This is a genomic window from Pseudomonas saxonica (assembly GCF_007858365.1).
GTDB classification, from domain to species: domain Bacteria; phylum Pseudomonadota; class Gammaproteobacteria; order Pseudomonadales; family Pseudomonadaceae; genus Aquipseudomonas; species Aquipseudomonas saxonica.
Window position 1 is genome coordinate 37,357 of sequence record NZ_VFIO01000008.1, and the last position, 14,518, is coordinate 51,874.

At 55.7% G+C, this 14,518-nt stretch carries 12 protein-coding genes and 1 pseudogene; 7 read left to right on the forward strand and 6 right to left on the reverse strand.

The genetic code is table 11. The features are described from left to right. The first annotated feature begins 123 nt into the window (after window positions 1–123). Both FJD38_RS18120 and sbcB read left to right on the forward strand, forming a co-directional pair. The gene (locus tag FJD38_RS18120) at window positions 124–468 is read left to right on the forward strand and encodes a PilZ domain-containing protein (RefSeq protein WP_146386734.1); all 345 of its coding nucleotides are present in this window, start codon (window positions 124–126) and stop codon (window positions 466–468) included. Between the two features lie 74 nt (window positions 469–542). Continuing rightward, window positions 543–1,994 carry an exodeoxyribonuclease I gene (gene sbcB, locus FJD38_RS18125; protein WP_146386735.1) on the forward strand — a complete coding sequence of 484 codons (1,452 nt, stop codon included), beginning with the start codon at window positions 543–545 and terminating at the stop codon, window positions 1,992–1,994. Window positions 1,995–2,068: 74 nt separating this feature from the next. Here the strand turns inward: sbcB and mvaT are convergent, their stop codons facing one another. Next, window positions 2,069–2,446 (reverse strand): histone-like nucleoid-structuring protein MvaT, encoded by a 378-nt coding sequence (gene mvaT, locus FJD38_RS18130; protein WP_048363549.1) that lies wholly within the window; start codon window positions 2,444–2,446, stop codon window positions 2,069–2,071. Window positions 2,447–2,792: 346 nt separating this feature from the next. Between mvaT and purU the strand changes: the two genes are divergently transcribed. Both purU and FJD38_RS18140 read left to right on the forward strand, forming a co-directional pair. Continuing rightward, the gene (gene purU / locus FJD38_RS18135) at window positions 2,793–3,641 is read left to right on the forward strand and encodes a formyltetrahydrofolate deformylase (protein WP_122783095.1); all 849 of its coding nucleotides are present in this window, start codon (window positions 2,793–2,795) and stop codon (window positions 3,639–3,641) included. 154 nt (window positions 3,642–3,795) lie between these two features. Beyond that, window positions 3,796–4,002, forward strand: coding sequence for a hypothetical protein (locus tag FJD38_RS18140; protein WP_146386737.1), 207 nt, complete (start codon window positions 3,796–3,798; stop codon window positions 4,000–4,002). Here the strand turns inward: FJD38_RS18140 and gpgD are convergent. The 4 genes and pseudogenes from gpgD to FJD38_RS25165 form a co-directional block, all read right to left on the reverse strand. Further along, window positions 3,970–4,728, reverse strand: a complete 759-nt coding sequence (gpgD, locus tag FJD38_RS18145; RefSeq protein ID WP_122783097.1) for an N-acetylglucosaminyl phosphatidylglycerol deacetylase — start codon at window positions 4,726–4,728, stop codon at window positions 3,970–3,972. The two genes, FJD38_RS18140 and gpgD, sit on opposite strands and share 33 nt — an antisense overlap. Then, window positions 4,721–5,833 (reverse strand): N-acetylglucosaminyl phosphatidylglycerol synthase, encoded by a 1,113-nt coding sequence (gene gpgS / locus FJD38_RS18150; protein WP_122783098.1) that lies wholly within the window; start codon window positions 5,831–5,833, stop codon window positions 4,721–4,723. The genes gpgD and gpgS overlap by 8 nt, the downstream gene beginning before the upstream one ends. A 134-nt stretch (window positions 5,834–5,967) precedes the next feature. Then, window positions 5,968–6,807: a methyl-accepting chemotaxis protein gene (locus FJD38_RS25160; protein ID WP_425281171.1), complete on the reverse strand. Its 840-nt coding sequence runs from the start codon at window positions 6,805–6,807 to the stop codon at window positions 5,968–5,970. 18 nt (window positions 6,808–6,825) lie between these two features. Next, window positions 6,826–7,998 (reverse strand): annotated as a pseudogene (locus FJD38_RS25165) (HAMP domain-containing protein); the annotation flags it as partial. A 49-nt stretch (window positions 7,999–8,047) separates the two neighbouring features. Here FJD38_RS25165 and FJD38_RS18160 point away from each other — a divergent pair. After that, a complete protein-coding gene (locus FJD38_RS18160; protein WP_122783100.1) occupies window positions 8,048–9,523 on the forward strand; it encodes a helicase HerA-like domain-containing protein in 1,476 nt (491 codons plus the stop codon). Between the two features lie 42 nt (window positions 9,524–9,565). Here the strand turns inward: FJD38_RS18160 and FJD38_RS18165 are convergent, their stop codons facing one another. Beyond that, window positions 9,566–10,033, reverse strand: a complete 468-nt coding sequence (locus FJD38_RS18165; RefSeq protein ID WP_122783101.1) for a DUF721 domain-containing protein — start codon at window positions 10,031–10,033, stop codon at window positions 9,566–9,568. A 308-nt stretch (window positions 10,034–10,341) separates the two neighbouring features. Between FJD38_RS18165 and secA the strand changes: the two genes are divergently transcribed. Together secA and argJ are read left to right on the forward strand one after the other, a co-directional pair. Then, window positions 10,342–13,095, forward strand: coding sequence for a preprotein translocase subunit SecA (gene secA / locus FJD38_RS18170; RefSeq protein WP_122783102.1), 2,754 nt, complete (start codon window positions 10,342–10,344; stop codon window positions 13,093–13,095). A 116-nt stretch (window positions 13,096–13,211) separates the two neighbouring features. Further along, the gene (gene argJ, locus FJD38_RS18175) at window positions 13,212–14,429 is read left to right on the forward strand and encodes a bifunctional glutamate N-acetyltransferase/amino-acid acetyltransferase ArgJ (RefSeq protein ID WP_146386741.1); all 1,218 of its coding nucleotides are present in this window, start codon (window positions 13,212–13,214) and stop codon (window positions 14,427–14,429) included. Window positions 14,430–14,518: the final 89 nt, after the last annotated feature.

The following is a 14,518-nucleotide window of genomic DNA, read 5'->3' on the forward strand; positions in this document are numbered from 1 at the left end:
TTCTCAAAAAGTTTACAGGTTCAAACACCTACAAAGAGAGTCGCTGCATACCTTTAATCCTTGTTGTGGGGGGGTTACGCCGGTGTGGCACTGCTTCCATGTCTTTCTATTAGTGAAATCGCCATGATTATTGAACGGGGTATCCAGCGTCATCAATTGACGTTTTTTTTGAACGTATTCAATCGATTTACGGATAAATCCATAGGCTATTTGGGAGGGGTTTCAGAAGGTGGCTTGATGCTGTTCAGTCACCTGCCGGTTCTGGTAGATGCCAATTTTGACCTTCGCCTCAAACTGCCTGGTGAGACCGTCGATCTGAAGGCGCGTAGCCTGTGGTGCCATGAGGATGTGACACCGAATCACTATGACTCGGGTTTTGTACTGTATGAGCCCCCGGGTGAATACCGGTTGCTGATTCGTTCTTTGCGCCAATATTTCAGCTTTCAGCCGTTTCAGGCTTCTGCTTGAGCGCCGTGCGTGGGGCTGGTCTTGATCTGCCTTGAGCGCCTAGACTGAACAGGTCAACTGTTCAGGAACACCCCGTGACCTCTATTTTTTGGTACGACTACGAAACCACCGGCATCAATCCGCGCTGTGATCGAGCTGTGCAAGTGGCAGGTATCCGTACCGATGCCGATCTTAATGAGATTGATCAGCCGCTTAACCTCTACTGCCAACCCGCCGACGATATTCTTCCTCACCCCATGGCTTGCCTTATAACCGGCATCACCCCCGGGCGTCTGGAAGACCGAGGTTTGGGCGAAGCCGAGTTCATGACCCGCACGCATGCGCAATTGGCGCAACCGGGGACGTGTGGCGCGGGATATAACTCCTTGCGCTTCGATGATGAAGTCACGCGCTACAGCTTGTATCGAAATTTCTTTGATCCTTACGCACGCGAATGGCAGGGCGGTAACACGCGCTGGGATTTGATTGATGTGGTGCGTGCCGCCTATGCCCTGCGCCCTGAGGGGATTGTCTGGCCTGAGGAAGAGGGGCGGGTGACACTCAAGCTCGAGCGTCTCACGGCGGCCAATGGCATCGACCACGGCCAGGCGCACGATGCGTTATCCGACGTGCGGGCAACGATCGCCCTGGCGAGACTGATCCGTGACAAGCAGCCCAAGTTGTATGAGTGGCTATTCAATTTGCGAACCAAACAACGCGTACTTGATCAAGTTCGCTTGTTGCAGCCCATGGTGCATATATCTGGCCGCTTTTCTGCGGCCAGGCATTATTTGGGTGTGGTATTACCTTTGGCGTGGCACCCCAAAAATCGTAATGCGCTGATTGTGTACGACCTGCATTATGACCCTCAGCCTTTAATGGATATGGACGCCGGGGCATTGCGCCAACTGCTTTATACGCGCCGCGAAGATTTACCGGCCGGTCAATTACCCATTGGGCTAAAGCTGATACACGTTAATCGATGCCCGGTGGTGGCACCGATGAATGTTGTGCGGGCACAGGATCAAGCGCGTTTGCAGTTGGACATGCCTCAGTATCAGGTGCACGCCGCGCGGCTAATTGACGCTGCTCAAGTTTGGCAAGACAAGTTGTCGACTATTTATGCCAGTGAAGACTTCACCCCCAGTGAAGACCCTGAGCAACAGTTGTATGACGGCTTTCTGGGTGAGCGCGATCGTCAATTATGCGAACGTGTCAGGCTCAGTGACCCGGAGCAATTAGGCAAAGATGAATGGCCTTTTGATGATCCGCGTTTACCCGAATTATTATTTCGGTACCGTGCGCGGAACTTTCCCAATACCTTGAGTGTGCCAGAGCAACAGCGTTGGCAAGTATTCTGCCAGGAGCGATTGTCAGACCCGGCCAAAGGCGCCCCGTTGACGCTGGACGGCTTCATGATGGCCGCACAAGAACTGTCCCGTAGTGCTACGCCTGCCCAGCTTAAGCTGTTGGATGAATGGCAGCGCTATGCGGTGCGGCTGAGCCGTCGTCTTGGGCTGGCTCTGCAAGGGCAGGATCACGGGTAAATACCAGGCATTAAAAAACGCCAGCATGCTGGCGTTTTTTAATGGCGTTGCACCCAAGGTGCACGCGGTGTCACTTAGTCAAGCAGAGTTGCCCAACCTTCTACTACGTCGCCGCCCCACTTGGCTTTCCACTCTTTCAGAGTTTTGTGGTTGCCACCTTTGGTTTCAATCACTTCGCCGTTGTGCGGGTTTTTGTATTGTTTAACCTTGCGGGCACGTTTGGTGCCGGTGGTTTTAACAACACCGCGCGGTGCTTTGCTTACTTTGGATTCTGGATCCAGCAGGGCGATAATGTCACGCAGCGACTTTTGGTATTCGCCCATCAGGGTGCGCAGTTTGCCTTCAAATTCCAGCTCGGTTTGAAGTTTGTCGTCTTCCGACAGGTTCTTCAGGCGAGCTTGCAGTTCTTTGATAGCTTCTTCTGTTGCGCGGTATTCGTTGATCAAGGACATGAGGATAACCTTATGTTGAAAAGGGCTTGCAGGGATACAGTGGGGGCAATAATAGTCAGGCCGTTACAACAAGTAAACCTGCGCGGGCAATTAATTTAAAAAATAAGTATTAATGCCGGTGATGTTCTATATCACCGCTATTAAATAATGGGTGTTAGGGGAATGTTAAGAATGATTAATAAACCCTGCCTGTTTAGGTTAAAACTTCACGTTTCTCATCCTTGACTGATGAAGGTCTGTCTGCTCGTCATCGTGATGCAGGCAAACCACCCTTAAGGATTACTGCAGTTTTGCTGCGCACTCGCTAGAATGGCGGCTTTAGTAAAGTTTCTGGAGTTTTTCCCTCATGCGCACTTTTCGGTTGGTGATCGCCTGCCCCGACGGCGTCGGTATTGTTGCCAAGGTCAGTAATTTCCTGGCTTCGCACAATGGCTGGATCACTGAAGCGAGCCACCACTCTGATGATCAGAGCGGTTGGTTCTTTATGCGTCACGAAATTCGTGCCGATTCTCTGCCCTTCGGGTTGCAAGCCTTCCGTGAAGCGTTTGCCCCGATAGCCGAAGAGTTTTCGATGCAGTGGCGCATCACCGATACAGCGCAAAAGAAACGCGTGGTATTGATGGCGAGTCGCGAATCCCATTGTTTGGCTGATTTGCTGCACCGTTGGCACAGCGATGAATTGGACTGCGATATTTCCTGTGTCATTTCTAACCATGATGATCTGCGCAGCATGGTCGAATGGCACGGTATCCCGTTCTATCACGTACCGGTTGACCCGAAAGACAAAGAGCCAGCGTTTGCTGAAGTCTCGCGTCTGGTCAAGCATCATGATGCCGAAGTGGTGGTGCTGGCGCGTTACATGCAAATCCTGCCACCGGAACTGTGCCGCGAATACGCAGGCCAGGTGATCAATATCCACCATAGCTTCCTGCCGTCTTTTGTCGGTGCCAAGCCGTATCACCAGGCATCGCTGCGCGGTGTAAAGCTCATTGGGGCAACGTGTCATTACGTAACCGAAGAGCTGGATGCGGGCCCGATCATTGAGCAAGACGTGGTGCGTGTCAGCCACAGCGACAGCATTGAAGACATGGTCCGCTTTGGTCGTGACGTCGAGAAGATGGTGCTGGCCCGTGGCCTGCGCTACCACCTTGAAGATCGCGTTCTGGTACATGGCAACAAAACGGTCGTGTTCTGATTGCTGCAAAGCTGTAAATTCGTAGCAGTTGCCGCAGGCGACGTCCGATTGCGAAGCGATCGTAATGACTGATAACCAGTTTTAACGGCCACTGCAAAGGGTGCAGCCGATGGCAACTGTTGTGGTTTGAGTGTAAGCGGCGAGGATGTGCGAAATGACTGACCCTCTGGATAAAGCCACTTCAACGCCGCCTCCGACGCTTGGGGAGGGCTGCTTAAGCCGCTACGATCCCCAAGCCTTAAGCGCGGAGGATGGCACCGACTTTGCCGATGCGCGTGCCTTGTGGTTAACGCTCAATCCGCCGTTGCCTGATGAGCTCGGCAGCCCCTCAGAGCCTTTCTCGGGTAAGTCCGGTGCTTAGCCAGGTACTCTTGGTCACGGGCTTGCGGCCGTTGGCAATCAGCCGTTGCAGGGTCTCGAACCAGTAGTTGCGGGAAAAACGATGGCGCATATCGACCGGATGCAACCCCAGTCTTATCAGGGGGGCGTCTTGCCAACGCTGCTCACGCACGTTACTCACTGCTTTTGACAGGCCCCGCCGCCATGCGCTGCCCGCACTCCAGACAAGACCTGGTGCTTTGACGGCAGAAAAATCCGGCAGACGGTAGAGGTTCTGTGGGTCGCTGGTATAGCTCAGAGGTAGTTTGCTTAAGGCGCGACGCGTGCCCTCACTCATCAGCCATGCCGGGGCGACAAACCCCTGCACGGGCCACTGATAGCGTTCAAACAGCTCCAGCCCCTGCTGCAATCGGCTCAATGCCTGTGCTTCGGATAACGTATAAAACTCACCCTCCCAGGTATACACCCGGCGCATAAACCAATCGTAGGGTGTGCGCGGAGCGGGCTGGTCATCGGCGTGAAAATATCCATGCAACGCCAACTCATCGCCTTTGTTGACTCGGTTGTCGAGCATCTGTCGAAATGCATCGGCTCCGTTCAGTGAGCCGCAGTGGTGAAAATCGGGCACCACCAGCCATGTGATCGGGATCGAGCCCAGTGCGTCCACAGCCTCGACAAACGGCTGATAATCGGGCCAGGTCTGTGGTGCCACATCATGCAGCACGAGTGCAACAGACAGGTCAGACATGGGCAACCACAGGTTGCTCAGTGCCGAGCACGGCGTGGTAATGAATGAGCAGGTCCTGTACGACACGATCCCAGGAGTAATGCCGCTCGGCATGCTGGCGTGCCAGACGGCCGTGCTGCACCGGGCCGTGGGTGAACAGCTCACGCACTGCATCGGCCATCGCTTGCGGGTTGTTCGGCTGGCACAGAAGGCCCACTTCATCGTGTACCAGCTCGCTGAATGCACCGGCGTCGACGGCGACCACCGGAATGCCACTGGCCATGGCTTCAAGAATCACCAAGCCAAAAGTTTCCTGATCGCCGGCATGCACCAATGCATCGGCGCTGGCCATATAGCGCGCCACCTGTGCGCCTGGGCAAAAATGATCGACAACGGTCACGTTATCCGGCACCTGTGACGGCATTTGCGAGCCGACCAGCAAGAGATGCCAGGCTTTACCGAGATTGCGCATGCAATCCAGCAGGACGTGCAGATTTTTCTCTCTGGAGCCTCGCCCGGCAAAAATCAGCAAGTGGGTGTCTGGATCTATGCCTAGCTCGGCGCGCAAGTCGGGATCCCTGTGTTGGGGGTTAAACGTCTGTAAATCGACGCCCAGTGCTTGTACGAACACATTGTCGACGCCCAGCTCGATCAATTTATTTGCCATGATCTGGCTCGGGGCCAGCACCCGGTCAAAATTTCTGTACAGGCGGCTGACATACGCTTCAGCGTTGGGGGTCAACCAGTTGCCCATGCGGTTGCGTACCAGCAGTGGCAAATCCGAGTGATAAAACCCGATGACCGGGACGTCTAGCTGACGGCGCGCATCCAGTGCAGCCCATGCGGTGAGGTAGGGGTCGCCAACTTCGATCACGTCGGGTTTCAGGCCTTGCAAAATATTGCACCAGGGCGCCAAACGGATCGGGAAGCGAAAGCCGTTGCCAAAGGGCAGGACGGGGGAGGGAACCTGATAAATACCATCCTGAACGGTGCGGTCGCTGCCCGGTATCAAAAGGCTGTGCCGGATCCCTGGCAAGCGGCTCAGGCGTCGGTGTTTGGCATCCAGGTAAGTGCGCACACCGCCACTGGCGGGTGCGTAGAACATCGTGATGTCAGCAATATGCACGGCCTTGAATCCTTTGAATATCCAGCGTCCTGAGGGGTGCCCTTATTGGATGATAGATGTTCGCAAGTTTTTGGCCGGTCAAAATGCCGCTTGACTGCTCATGACGCAGTCAAGCGGTGTGCTGCGAGGCGTGATCAGATGCGGAAACTGCCCACCAGTTGCTTGAGGCGCGCGGCTTGCTGCTCCAGATCCGTGCAGGCTCTGAGGGTGGACTGAAGATTTTCAACGCCTTCCTGATTCAGCGTGTTGATTTCAGTAATGTCCATATTGATGGACTCAACCACTGACGTCTGCTCTTCGGTGGCGGTCGCGACAGACTGATTCATGCCATCAATCTCGCCAATGCGTTGGGTCACACTGACCAGACGTTCGCCTGCGCTATTGGCGATCACCACGCTGTCCTGGCTGTGGCGCTGACTTTGCTCCATGGTGCTGACCGACTCCCGCGCGCTGATCTGTAACTCTTCAATCATGCTTTGCACTTGCTGGGCCGACTCCTGGGTGCGGTGCGCAAGGTTGCGCACTTCGTCTGCGACCACGGCAAAGCCACGCCCGGCTTCGCCTGCACGGGCTGCCTCAATGGCGGCATTGAGCGCCAACAGGTTGGTTTGTTGAGAAATGCTGGTGATCACTTCAAGGATTTGCCCGATATTGACCGTCTTGGCATTCAACGACTCGATATGGCTGCTGGAAGTGGCGAGCAACTGCGACAGCTGCTGCATCGACCCGATGCTGCGCTCAACCACCTGCTGGCCTTCTTCAGCCAGGCCGCGCGCATCGCTGGCTTGATGTGACGCTTGAGCTGCGTTGCGGGCAATTTCCTGCGCCGCAGCACCCAGCTCATTGATAGCGGCTGCGACGCTGTTGGTGCGGCTGGCTTGCTCATCAGAGTTGAGCAGCGATGAGTTGGAGGCGCTGACAACGCGGATGGCCACTTCGTTGACTTGCTGGGTTGCCGACGACACTTGAGTCATGGAGGTGTGAATGCGTTCTACAAAACGGTTGAACGCATTCCCCAGCGTGCCGAATTCGTCATTGGACTCGATGCTCAGGCGGCGGGTCAGATCGCCTTCGCCCTCGGCAATGTTTTGCATGGCGCGGGTCATCACGTGCAGCGGTTGCATCAGCAGGCGGATCAGCAAGCCAAGCAGGGCAATGATCGAAATCACGGCAACGGCTGTGGCAATGATCGCTGAAGTGCGGAAAGTACTCAGTGCTGCAAAGGCCTGATCTTTATCGATCGACAGGCCGATGTACCAATTGACCGTACCCAGCCCTTTGATCGGCGCAAAGGTCACAATTCGGGGGCTGCCGTTTAGCTGGGTCTCACTGATTTGAATGCTGATTGGCGGGGTGTTATCCGGGTAAATGTCGGCCAGGTTCTGAGTGATCAGGGATTTGTCCGGGTGAGCCAGAATTTTCCCGTCAGCGTTGATCAAGAAGGCGTAGCCCATGCCGTTGAAGTTCAGGGCGTTGATGGTATCGCTGATGGTTTGCAGGTTCAGATCCGCGCCCGCCACGCCTAGGGTTTGACCGGCTTTTTTCACCGCGGCGCCAATTGAAATAATCATCTGCCCGGTGACAACGTCTATAAAGGGTTCGGTCAGGCTTGCCGTATTGCTGTTCAGTGCGCCTTTGTACCAAAGCCGGGTGCGCGGGTCGAAGCCCTCCGGCATCTTGCTGTCGGGGCGCATGGTAAAGCCGCCTTGATTGTCGCCATAGTAAACGGCCATAAAGGTACTGCTCAGCGCCTTCTGCTCAAGCAGGCTGGCCAGTTGGGCAGGTTCAGGGTTGATGGCAATGGACTCGGCAAGGTTTTCAACCAGCAGGGTGCGTCCACCCAGCCATGTCTGAATATTGTTGGCCGTCACGCTGCCCATTTCATGCAGATAACTGTTGAGGTTGTTGCTGATGGCGTTGCGCTGCAGATAGTCGTTGTACACCGTAAAGAGCGAAAACGCGGCGATCACGATCAAGGACGCGGCAAGCAGGATCTTGTGGCTGAAACGAAGGTTTTTATTCATGGCTTGAAGAATCCGCAAAGAAAAATGTAATGCCAACACCCTGGAAAAAAGCGCACTGTCTGAACCGCCGCCAAAATCGGAGGCGAGATTTGTCGGTGGCGAGTTTATCCGTACAAAATCCGTTTTTTTCTGGTCTAGCATTAACGTTATATCGACGCTGGATCGCGAAAGATTAATAAAAGGTGGCAATATGCCTGACTCGTCTTCTCTTCAACTTGGCGCTGACCTTGCCGGTCAGCCGATTGCTCAATCGTTGCGCCTGGCAAATCGTCACGGTTTGATCGCGGGGGCCACCGGGACGGGTAAAACCGTCACCCTTCAACGCTTGGCTGAACAGTTCAGTGATGCCGGAGTGGCCGTATTTGCCGCTGACATAAAGGGCGACCTGTGTGGGCTGGGTGCAGCGGGCAACCCGCAGGGCAAAATCGCCGAGCGCATAGGCACAATGCCGTGGCTCAACTATCAGCCTAAGGCGTATCCGGTAACGTTGTGGGACATAGCCGGTAAAACGGGTCATCCATTGCGTACAACATTGAGCGAAATGGGGCCGTTATTGCTGGGCAGTCTGCTGGAATTGACCGATAGCCAGCAGTCGGCACTGTATGCAGCCTTCAAAGTGGCTGATCGTGAAGGGTTGTTGCTGCTGGATTTAAAAGATCTCAAAGCCTTGCTTAATCATCTGCGTGACAACCCTGAAGTGTTGGGCGACGACGCGGCCTTGATGACTACGGGGTCTAGTCAAGCGTTGTTGCGTCGCCTCTCAACACTTGAGCAGCAGGGTGCTGAGGCACTGTTTGGTGAGCCTGCTCTGCAACTTGAGGACATTCTGCAACCTGCCAGCGATGGTCGCGGTCGGATTCACCTGCTCGACGCCAGTCGCCTGGTGCATGAAGCGCCCAAGGTGTATGCCACCTTCCTGTTGTGGCTATTGGCTGAGCTTTTTGAGCAGTTGCCAGAGCGCGGCGATGCCGATAAACCTTTGCTGGCGCTGTTTTTTGACGAGGCCCATTTGCTCTTTGCCGGAACGCCCAAGGCGTTACAAGACCGTCTGGAACAAGTGGTTCGGTTGATACGCTCCAAAGGAGTCGGGGTTTATTTTGTCACGCAGTCGCCCGCGGATTTGCCCGATGCCGTGCTTGCCCAGTTGGGTTTGCGTATTCAGCATGGGCTGCGGGCGTTCACGGCCAAGGAACAAAAGTCGCTGAAGGCTGTGGCAGAAGGGTTTCGCCCTAATCCGGCGTTCGATGCGTTGGCGGTACTGACCGAGCTGGGCACGGGCGAGGCATTGGTCGGCATGCTTGAGGAAAAAGGTACACCGGCCATGGTGCAGCGGGTAATGATTGCGCCGCCGCAGTCGCGAATCGGCCCGCTGACGGAAGCAGAACGCGCTGCGCTCATAGCGACCTCGCCCCTGCAAGGGCGCTACGACAAACCGATTGATCGGGAGTCGGCCTATGAAGTGCTCATGGCTCGCAAGGGCCAGGCACCACAAAACGCTGAACCGTCCAAGTCCGAGCCGGGGCTTCTTGATCAGGCGGGGGCCTTTCTGGGTACCACGGCGGGCAAGGCATTGCAGTCAATGGCGCGTCAGGCTGCGAGTCAGATGGGCCGACAATTGGTACGTGGCTTAATGGGGTCGCTATTGGGCGGCAGCAAGCGTAAATAATCCATCGCTGCGCATGTTGCTGGTTATCGCAGGGCGCGTCCCTCAGGTCTGTGAGGAGCCTTTGGGCTTGGCGTGACTGGCCAGCCGCTCAAGGGCGGCTCGCAACGCCGGGTCGCTGATGCCATCGGCTGTCGCCTGAATGGTCTGGCCTGCATCGACTGAAAGGTCGAGTGTATGGCCGGCCACTTTGGCCTGCACTGTTGGCGGCTGCACTTTGAAGAGAATGCGGGTCAGGCTGGCGAATTCGTCAAATGCCTGAAGTTGGCGCTGCAAACGCTTTTGCTGATAACGCAGGCGAGTGGCCCAATGTCCGTCAGTCACGATTAGCAAAAGACTGCCTTCACGCCATGAAGCCACGTGACAATGTTCGCGGGCAGCCGGCTGTAATTGGCTTTCAAGCAGGCGCTGCAAGTGCGCCAGACGCTTTGCGTGGCCAAAAATAGCTTTTAGAGGCTTGGCCTCGCGCAGCAGAACGGAGGGTGCCCGTGCCGGGTGTGGGCGAAATGCCATGTGCAGACACCTGATAGAACAGAGCCGCAATCTTAGCAGAAACCACCCGAATCACTCGTCATGCTCAGGGCTTGATGAAGAATATTTGTGAAATCAATGAGTAACTTATGCGTTTGATGGGTTGAAGTTCAGCCAAAAGGCCTTATTTTAGAGAGGCCCCGTCACAACGCTGCACCAGTATCGTGGAATAACGCCACTTTCCTCACCGACGTTTCCGGGTAGAATGCTCGCTCGCATGCGGCCATCAGGGCTGCTCGGGCGACTCACGGGGCCGCCCTCCATCCCTATGTGTGGAAGATCCTGCCGATATGTTTGCGCCTTTGTTAAAGAAACTTTTTGGAAGCAAGAACGAGCGCGAAGTTAAACGCATGCTCAAGACGGTACAGATCGTCAACTCACTCGAAGAGCAAATGGTTGCTCTGACCGATGAGCAATTGCGCGCCAAGACCGAAGAGTTCAAGGCCCGCATAGCCAAAGGCGAGACCCTCGATCAACTGTTGCCGGAAGCCTTTGCGGTCTGTCGTGAAGCAGGCAAGCGCGTCATGGGCATGCGCCATTTTGACGTTCAGTTGATCGGTGGCATGACCTTGCACGAAGGCATGATCGCAGAAATGCGTACCGGTGAAGGCAAGACCTTGGTCGCAACCTTGGGTGTTTACCTCAATGCGTTGTCCGGCAAGGGCGTACACGTTGTAACCGTGAACGACTATCTTGCACGTCGTGATGCCAACTGGATGCGTCCGCTTTATGAATTCCTGGGCCTGACGGTCGGCGTGGTTACGCCGTTCCAGCCGCCTCAGGAAAAGCGCGAAGCGTACGCGGCCGACATCACTTACGGCACCAACAACGAGTTCGGTTTCGATTACCTGCGCGACAACATGGCGTTCAGCATGGAAGAGAAATTCCAGCGCGAGCTGAATTTCGCCGTGATCGACGAAGTCGACTCCATCCTGATCGACGAAGCCCGTACACCGCTGATCATCTCCGGCCAGGCTGAAGACAGCTCCAAGCTGTACATCGAAATCAACAAGCTGATCCCGCGTCTTGAACAGCACATTGAAGAAGTTGAAGGCGAGGTGACCAAGCAGGGTCACTACACCATCGACGAGAAGACCCGTCAGGTCGAACTCAATGAAGCCGGTCACCAGTTCGTTGAAGAGATGCTGACCCAGATCGGTTTGCTCGCAGAAGGCGAAAGCCTGTACTCGGCACACAACCTGGGCCTGTTGACTCACGTGTACGCAGCACTGCGCGCTCACAAGCTGTTCAACCGCAACGTTGAATATATTGTTGAAGACGGTCAGGTGCTGCTGGTTGATGAGCACACCGGCCGTACCATGCCGGGCCGTCGCCTGTCCGAGGGCCTGCACCAGGCCATCGAAGCCAAGGAAGGTCTGAATATTCAGGCAGAGAGCCAGACATTGGCCTCGACTACCTTCCAGAACTACTTCCGTCTGTACAACAAACTGTCCGGCATGACCGGTACGGCTGACACCGAAGCGTTCGAATTCCACCAGATCTACGGTCTGTCGGTGATGGTTATTCCGCCGAACAAGCCGTTGGCACGTAAAGACTACAACGACCTGGTGTTTTTGACCGCCGAAGAGAAATACGCGGCCATCGTGGCTGATATCAAGGAATGCATGGCCAAAGGCCGTCCAGTCCTGGTGGGTACAGCGACCATCGAAACCTCCGAGCACATGTCCAACCTGTTGAAGCAGGAAGGTATCGAGCACAAGGTTCTGAACGCCAAGTTCCACGAAAAAGAAGCTGAAATCATTGCTCAGGCCGGTCGTCCGGGTGCTCTGACCATTGCCACCAACATGGCCGGTCGTGGTACTGACATCCTGTTGGGCGGTAACTGGGAAGTCGAAGTGGCCTCCCTGGAAAACCCGACCCCTGAGCAGATCGCCCAGATCAAGGCTGACTGGCAGAAACGCCACCAGCAAGTGCTGGAATCGGGTGGCCTGCATGTGATCGCTTCCGAGCGTCATGAATCGCGCCGTATCGACAACCAGTTGCGCGGTCGTGCCGGTCGTCAGGGGGATGCGGGTTCGAGCCGTTTCTACCTGTCGCTGGAAGACAGCCTGATGCGCATCTTTGCCTCTGACCGGGTGAAGAACTTCATGAAGGCCTTGGGCATGCAGTCTGGCGAAGCGATTGAACACCGCATGGTGACCAACGCTATCGAAAAAGCTCAGCGCAAGGTTGAAGGCCGCAACTTCGATATCCGTAAGCAATTGCTGGAGTTCGATGACGTCAACAACGAACAGCGTAAAGTGATTTATCACATGCGTAACACGTTGCTGGCCGCCGACAATATCGGTGAAACCATCGCGGACTTCCGTAAAGACGTGCTTGAAAGCACCGTTAACGCCCACATTCCGCCACAGTCGTTGCCAGAGCAGTGGGACGTTAAAGGGCTGGAAGCAGCGATCGAAACCGGCTTTGGTGTCAAACTTCCGATCCAGCAATGGCTCGACGAAGACGATCACCTGTACGAAGAAACCCTGCGCGAGAAGTTGCTGGACGCTTTGCTTGAGGCTTATCGCGAGAAAGAAGAGCAGGCCAGCCCGGAAGCGTTGCGCACCTTCGAGAAGCAAATTGTCCTGCGCGTGCTGGACGACTTGTGGAAAGATCACCTGGCGACCATGGATCACCTGCGTCACGGTATCCATCTTCGTGGCTATGCCCAGAAGAACCCGAAGCAGGAATACAAGCGCGAGTCGTTCAACCTGTTCTCCGAGTTGCTGGATTCGATCAAGCGCGATTCGATCCGCGTCTTGTCCCACGTCCAGGTTCGTCGCGAAGATCCGGTAGAAGAAGAGTCCCGTCTGCGCCAGGAAGCCGAAGATCTGGCTTCGCGGTTGCAGTTCGAACATGCCGAAGCGCCGGGTCTTGATGAACCTGAAGCGTTGGCTCAGGTGCTCGAAGGCGCCAGCGTAGAAGATGTTGTGTCGCCTGCCGAACCTGCTCGTAACGAGCAGAAGCTGGGCCGCAATGAGCTGTGCTACTGCGGCTCGGGCAAGAAATACAAGCATTGCCACGGGCAGATCAACTAACGCTCGCTTCAACTGCTGAAACACCTGCGCCGCGACCGGCATTAGCCGTCGCGGCGTTTTACCATTGAATTCCCGCCCCTTTGTGGCGGCGCATAGAACTTTTTGAGGAGCGCGTCATGGCTGTTGGTCTTGGTCCTTTGCCTACTTTGCACCCGGTAGCCGGTTTTGAGCTGGGTATCGCTTCAGCCGGTATCAAGCGTGTGGGTCGCAAGGACGTGGTGGTGATGCGTTGCGCCGAAGGTTCCAGCGTGGCTGGGGTGTTCACACTGAATGCCTTTTGCGCTGCGCCTGTGATTCTGGCCAAACAACGTGTACAAGGCCCGATTCGCTATTTGCTGACCAACACTGGCAATGCCAACGCGGGCACAGGCGAGCCAGGTCTGGTGGCTGCAACCCGCACTTGTGCCAAATTGGCTGAGCTGGCGGGCGTAGATGCCAGCGCGGTACTGCCGTATTCCACGGGCGTAATCGGCGAGCCATTGCCGGTCGAGAAGATCGAAGGGGCCTTGCAAGCAGCCCTGGATGATTTGTCCGAGAACAACTGGGCGCAAGCGGCCACCGGTATCATGACCACCGACACCCTGCCTAAAGGTGCCAGCCGTCAGTTCGAGCACGAGGGTGTGACCATCACTGTGACGGGTATCAGTAAGGGCGCGGGCATGATTCGACCTAACATGGCGACCATGCTGGGCTATATCGCAACCGACGCTAAAGTATCCCGCGAGGTGCTGCAAAACCTGCTGCTCGACGGCGCTAACAAGTCCTTCAACCGCATCACGATCGATGGCGACACCTCGACCAACGATTGCTGCATGTTGATCGCCACGGGCAAAGCAGCGCTGCCTGAAATCACCGAAGCCAATGGCCTGCTGTTCAACGCACTCAAGCAAGCGGTATTGGACGTGTGCATGGACGTGGCTCAAGCGATCGTGCGAGACGGCGAAGGTGCGACCAAGTTTGTGACCGTTGAAGTGAATGGCGGCGGTAACCATCAGGAATGCCTGGACGTGGGTTACACCGTGGCCCATTCGCCATTGATCAAGACTGCACTGTTTGCCTCCGATCCGAACTGGGGTCGTATTCTGGCGGCTGTGGGCCGTGCCGGTGTGCCTGATCTGGATGTCAGCAAAATTGACGTGTTCCTGGGTGAGGTGTGCATCGCCAGCGGCGGCGCGCGCTCGGCCACTTACACTGAGGAGCAGGGGTCGGCCGTGATGGCTCGTGAAGAAATCACGATCCGTATCGAGTTGGGCCGTGGCGATTGCAGTGAGACTATTTGGACCACAGACTTGTCTCATGAATACGTGAAAATCAACGCCGAATACCGTACCTAAGTCGTCTCGACATGACGGGCCATTCTGTTGAGTCTGTATGACTGGCCCGTATGTAAACCCGACGATCGACCTGACTGGAGGAAGCAAAA

Excerpts from the sequence above, each read along its gene's own strand:
- secA (WP_122783102.1), top strand. The coding sequence starts at position 10,342 with ATGTTTGCGCCTTTGTTAAAGAAACTTTTTGGAAGCAAGAACGAGCGC.
- FJD38_RS18140 (WP_146386737.1), top strand. The coding sequence starts at position 3,796 with ATGACTGACCCTCTGGATAAAGCCACTTCAACGCCGCCTCCGACGCTT.
- FJD38_RS18160 (WP_122783100.1), top strand. The coding sequence starts at position 8,048 with ATGCCTGACTCGTCTTCTCTTCAACTTGGCGCTGACCTTGCCGGTCAG.
- FJD38_RS18120 (WP_146386734.1), top strand. The coding sequence starts at position 124 with ATGATTATTGAACGGGGTATCCAGCGTCATCAATTGACGTTTTTTTTG.
- mvaT (WP_048363549.1), bottom strand. The coding sequence starts at position 2,446 with ATGTCCTTGATCAACGAATACCGCGCAACAGAAGAAGCTATCAAAGAA.
- FJD38_RS25160 (WP_425281171.1), bottom strand. The coding sequence starts at position 6,807 with ATGACTCAAGTGTCGTCGGCAACCCAGCAAGTCAACGAAGTGGCCATC.
- gpgD (WP_122783097.1), bottom strand. The coding sequence starts at position 4,728 with ATGTCTGACCTGTCTGTTGCACTCGTGCTGCATGATGTGGCACCACAG.
- purU (WP_122783095.1), top strand. The coding sequence starts at position 2,793 with ATGCGCACTTTTCGGTTGGTGATCGCCTGCCCCGACGGCGTCGGTATT.
- argJ (WP_146386741.1), top strand. The coding sequence starts at position 13,212 with ATGGCTGTTGGTCTTGGTCCTTTGCCTACTTTGCACCCGGTAGCCGGT.
- FJD38_RS18165 (WP_122783101.1), bottom strand. The coding sequence starts at position 10,033 with ATGGCATTTCGCCCACACCCGGCACGGGCACCCTCCGTTCTGCTGCGC.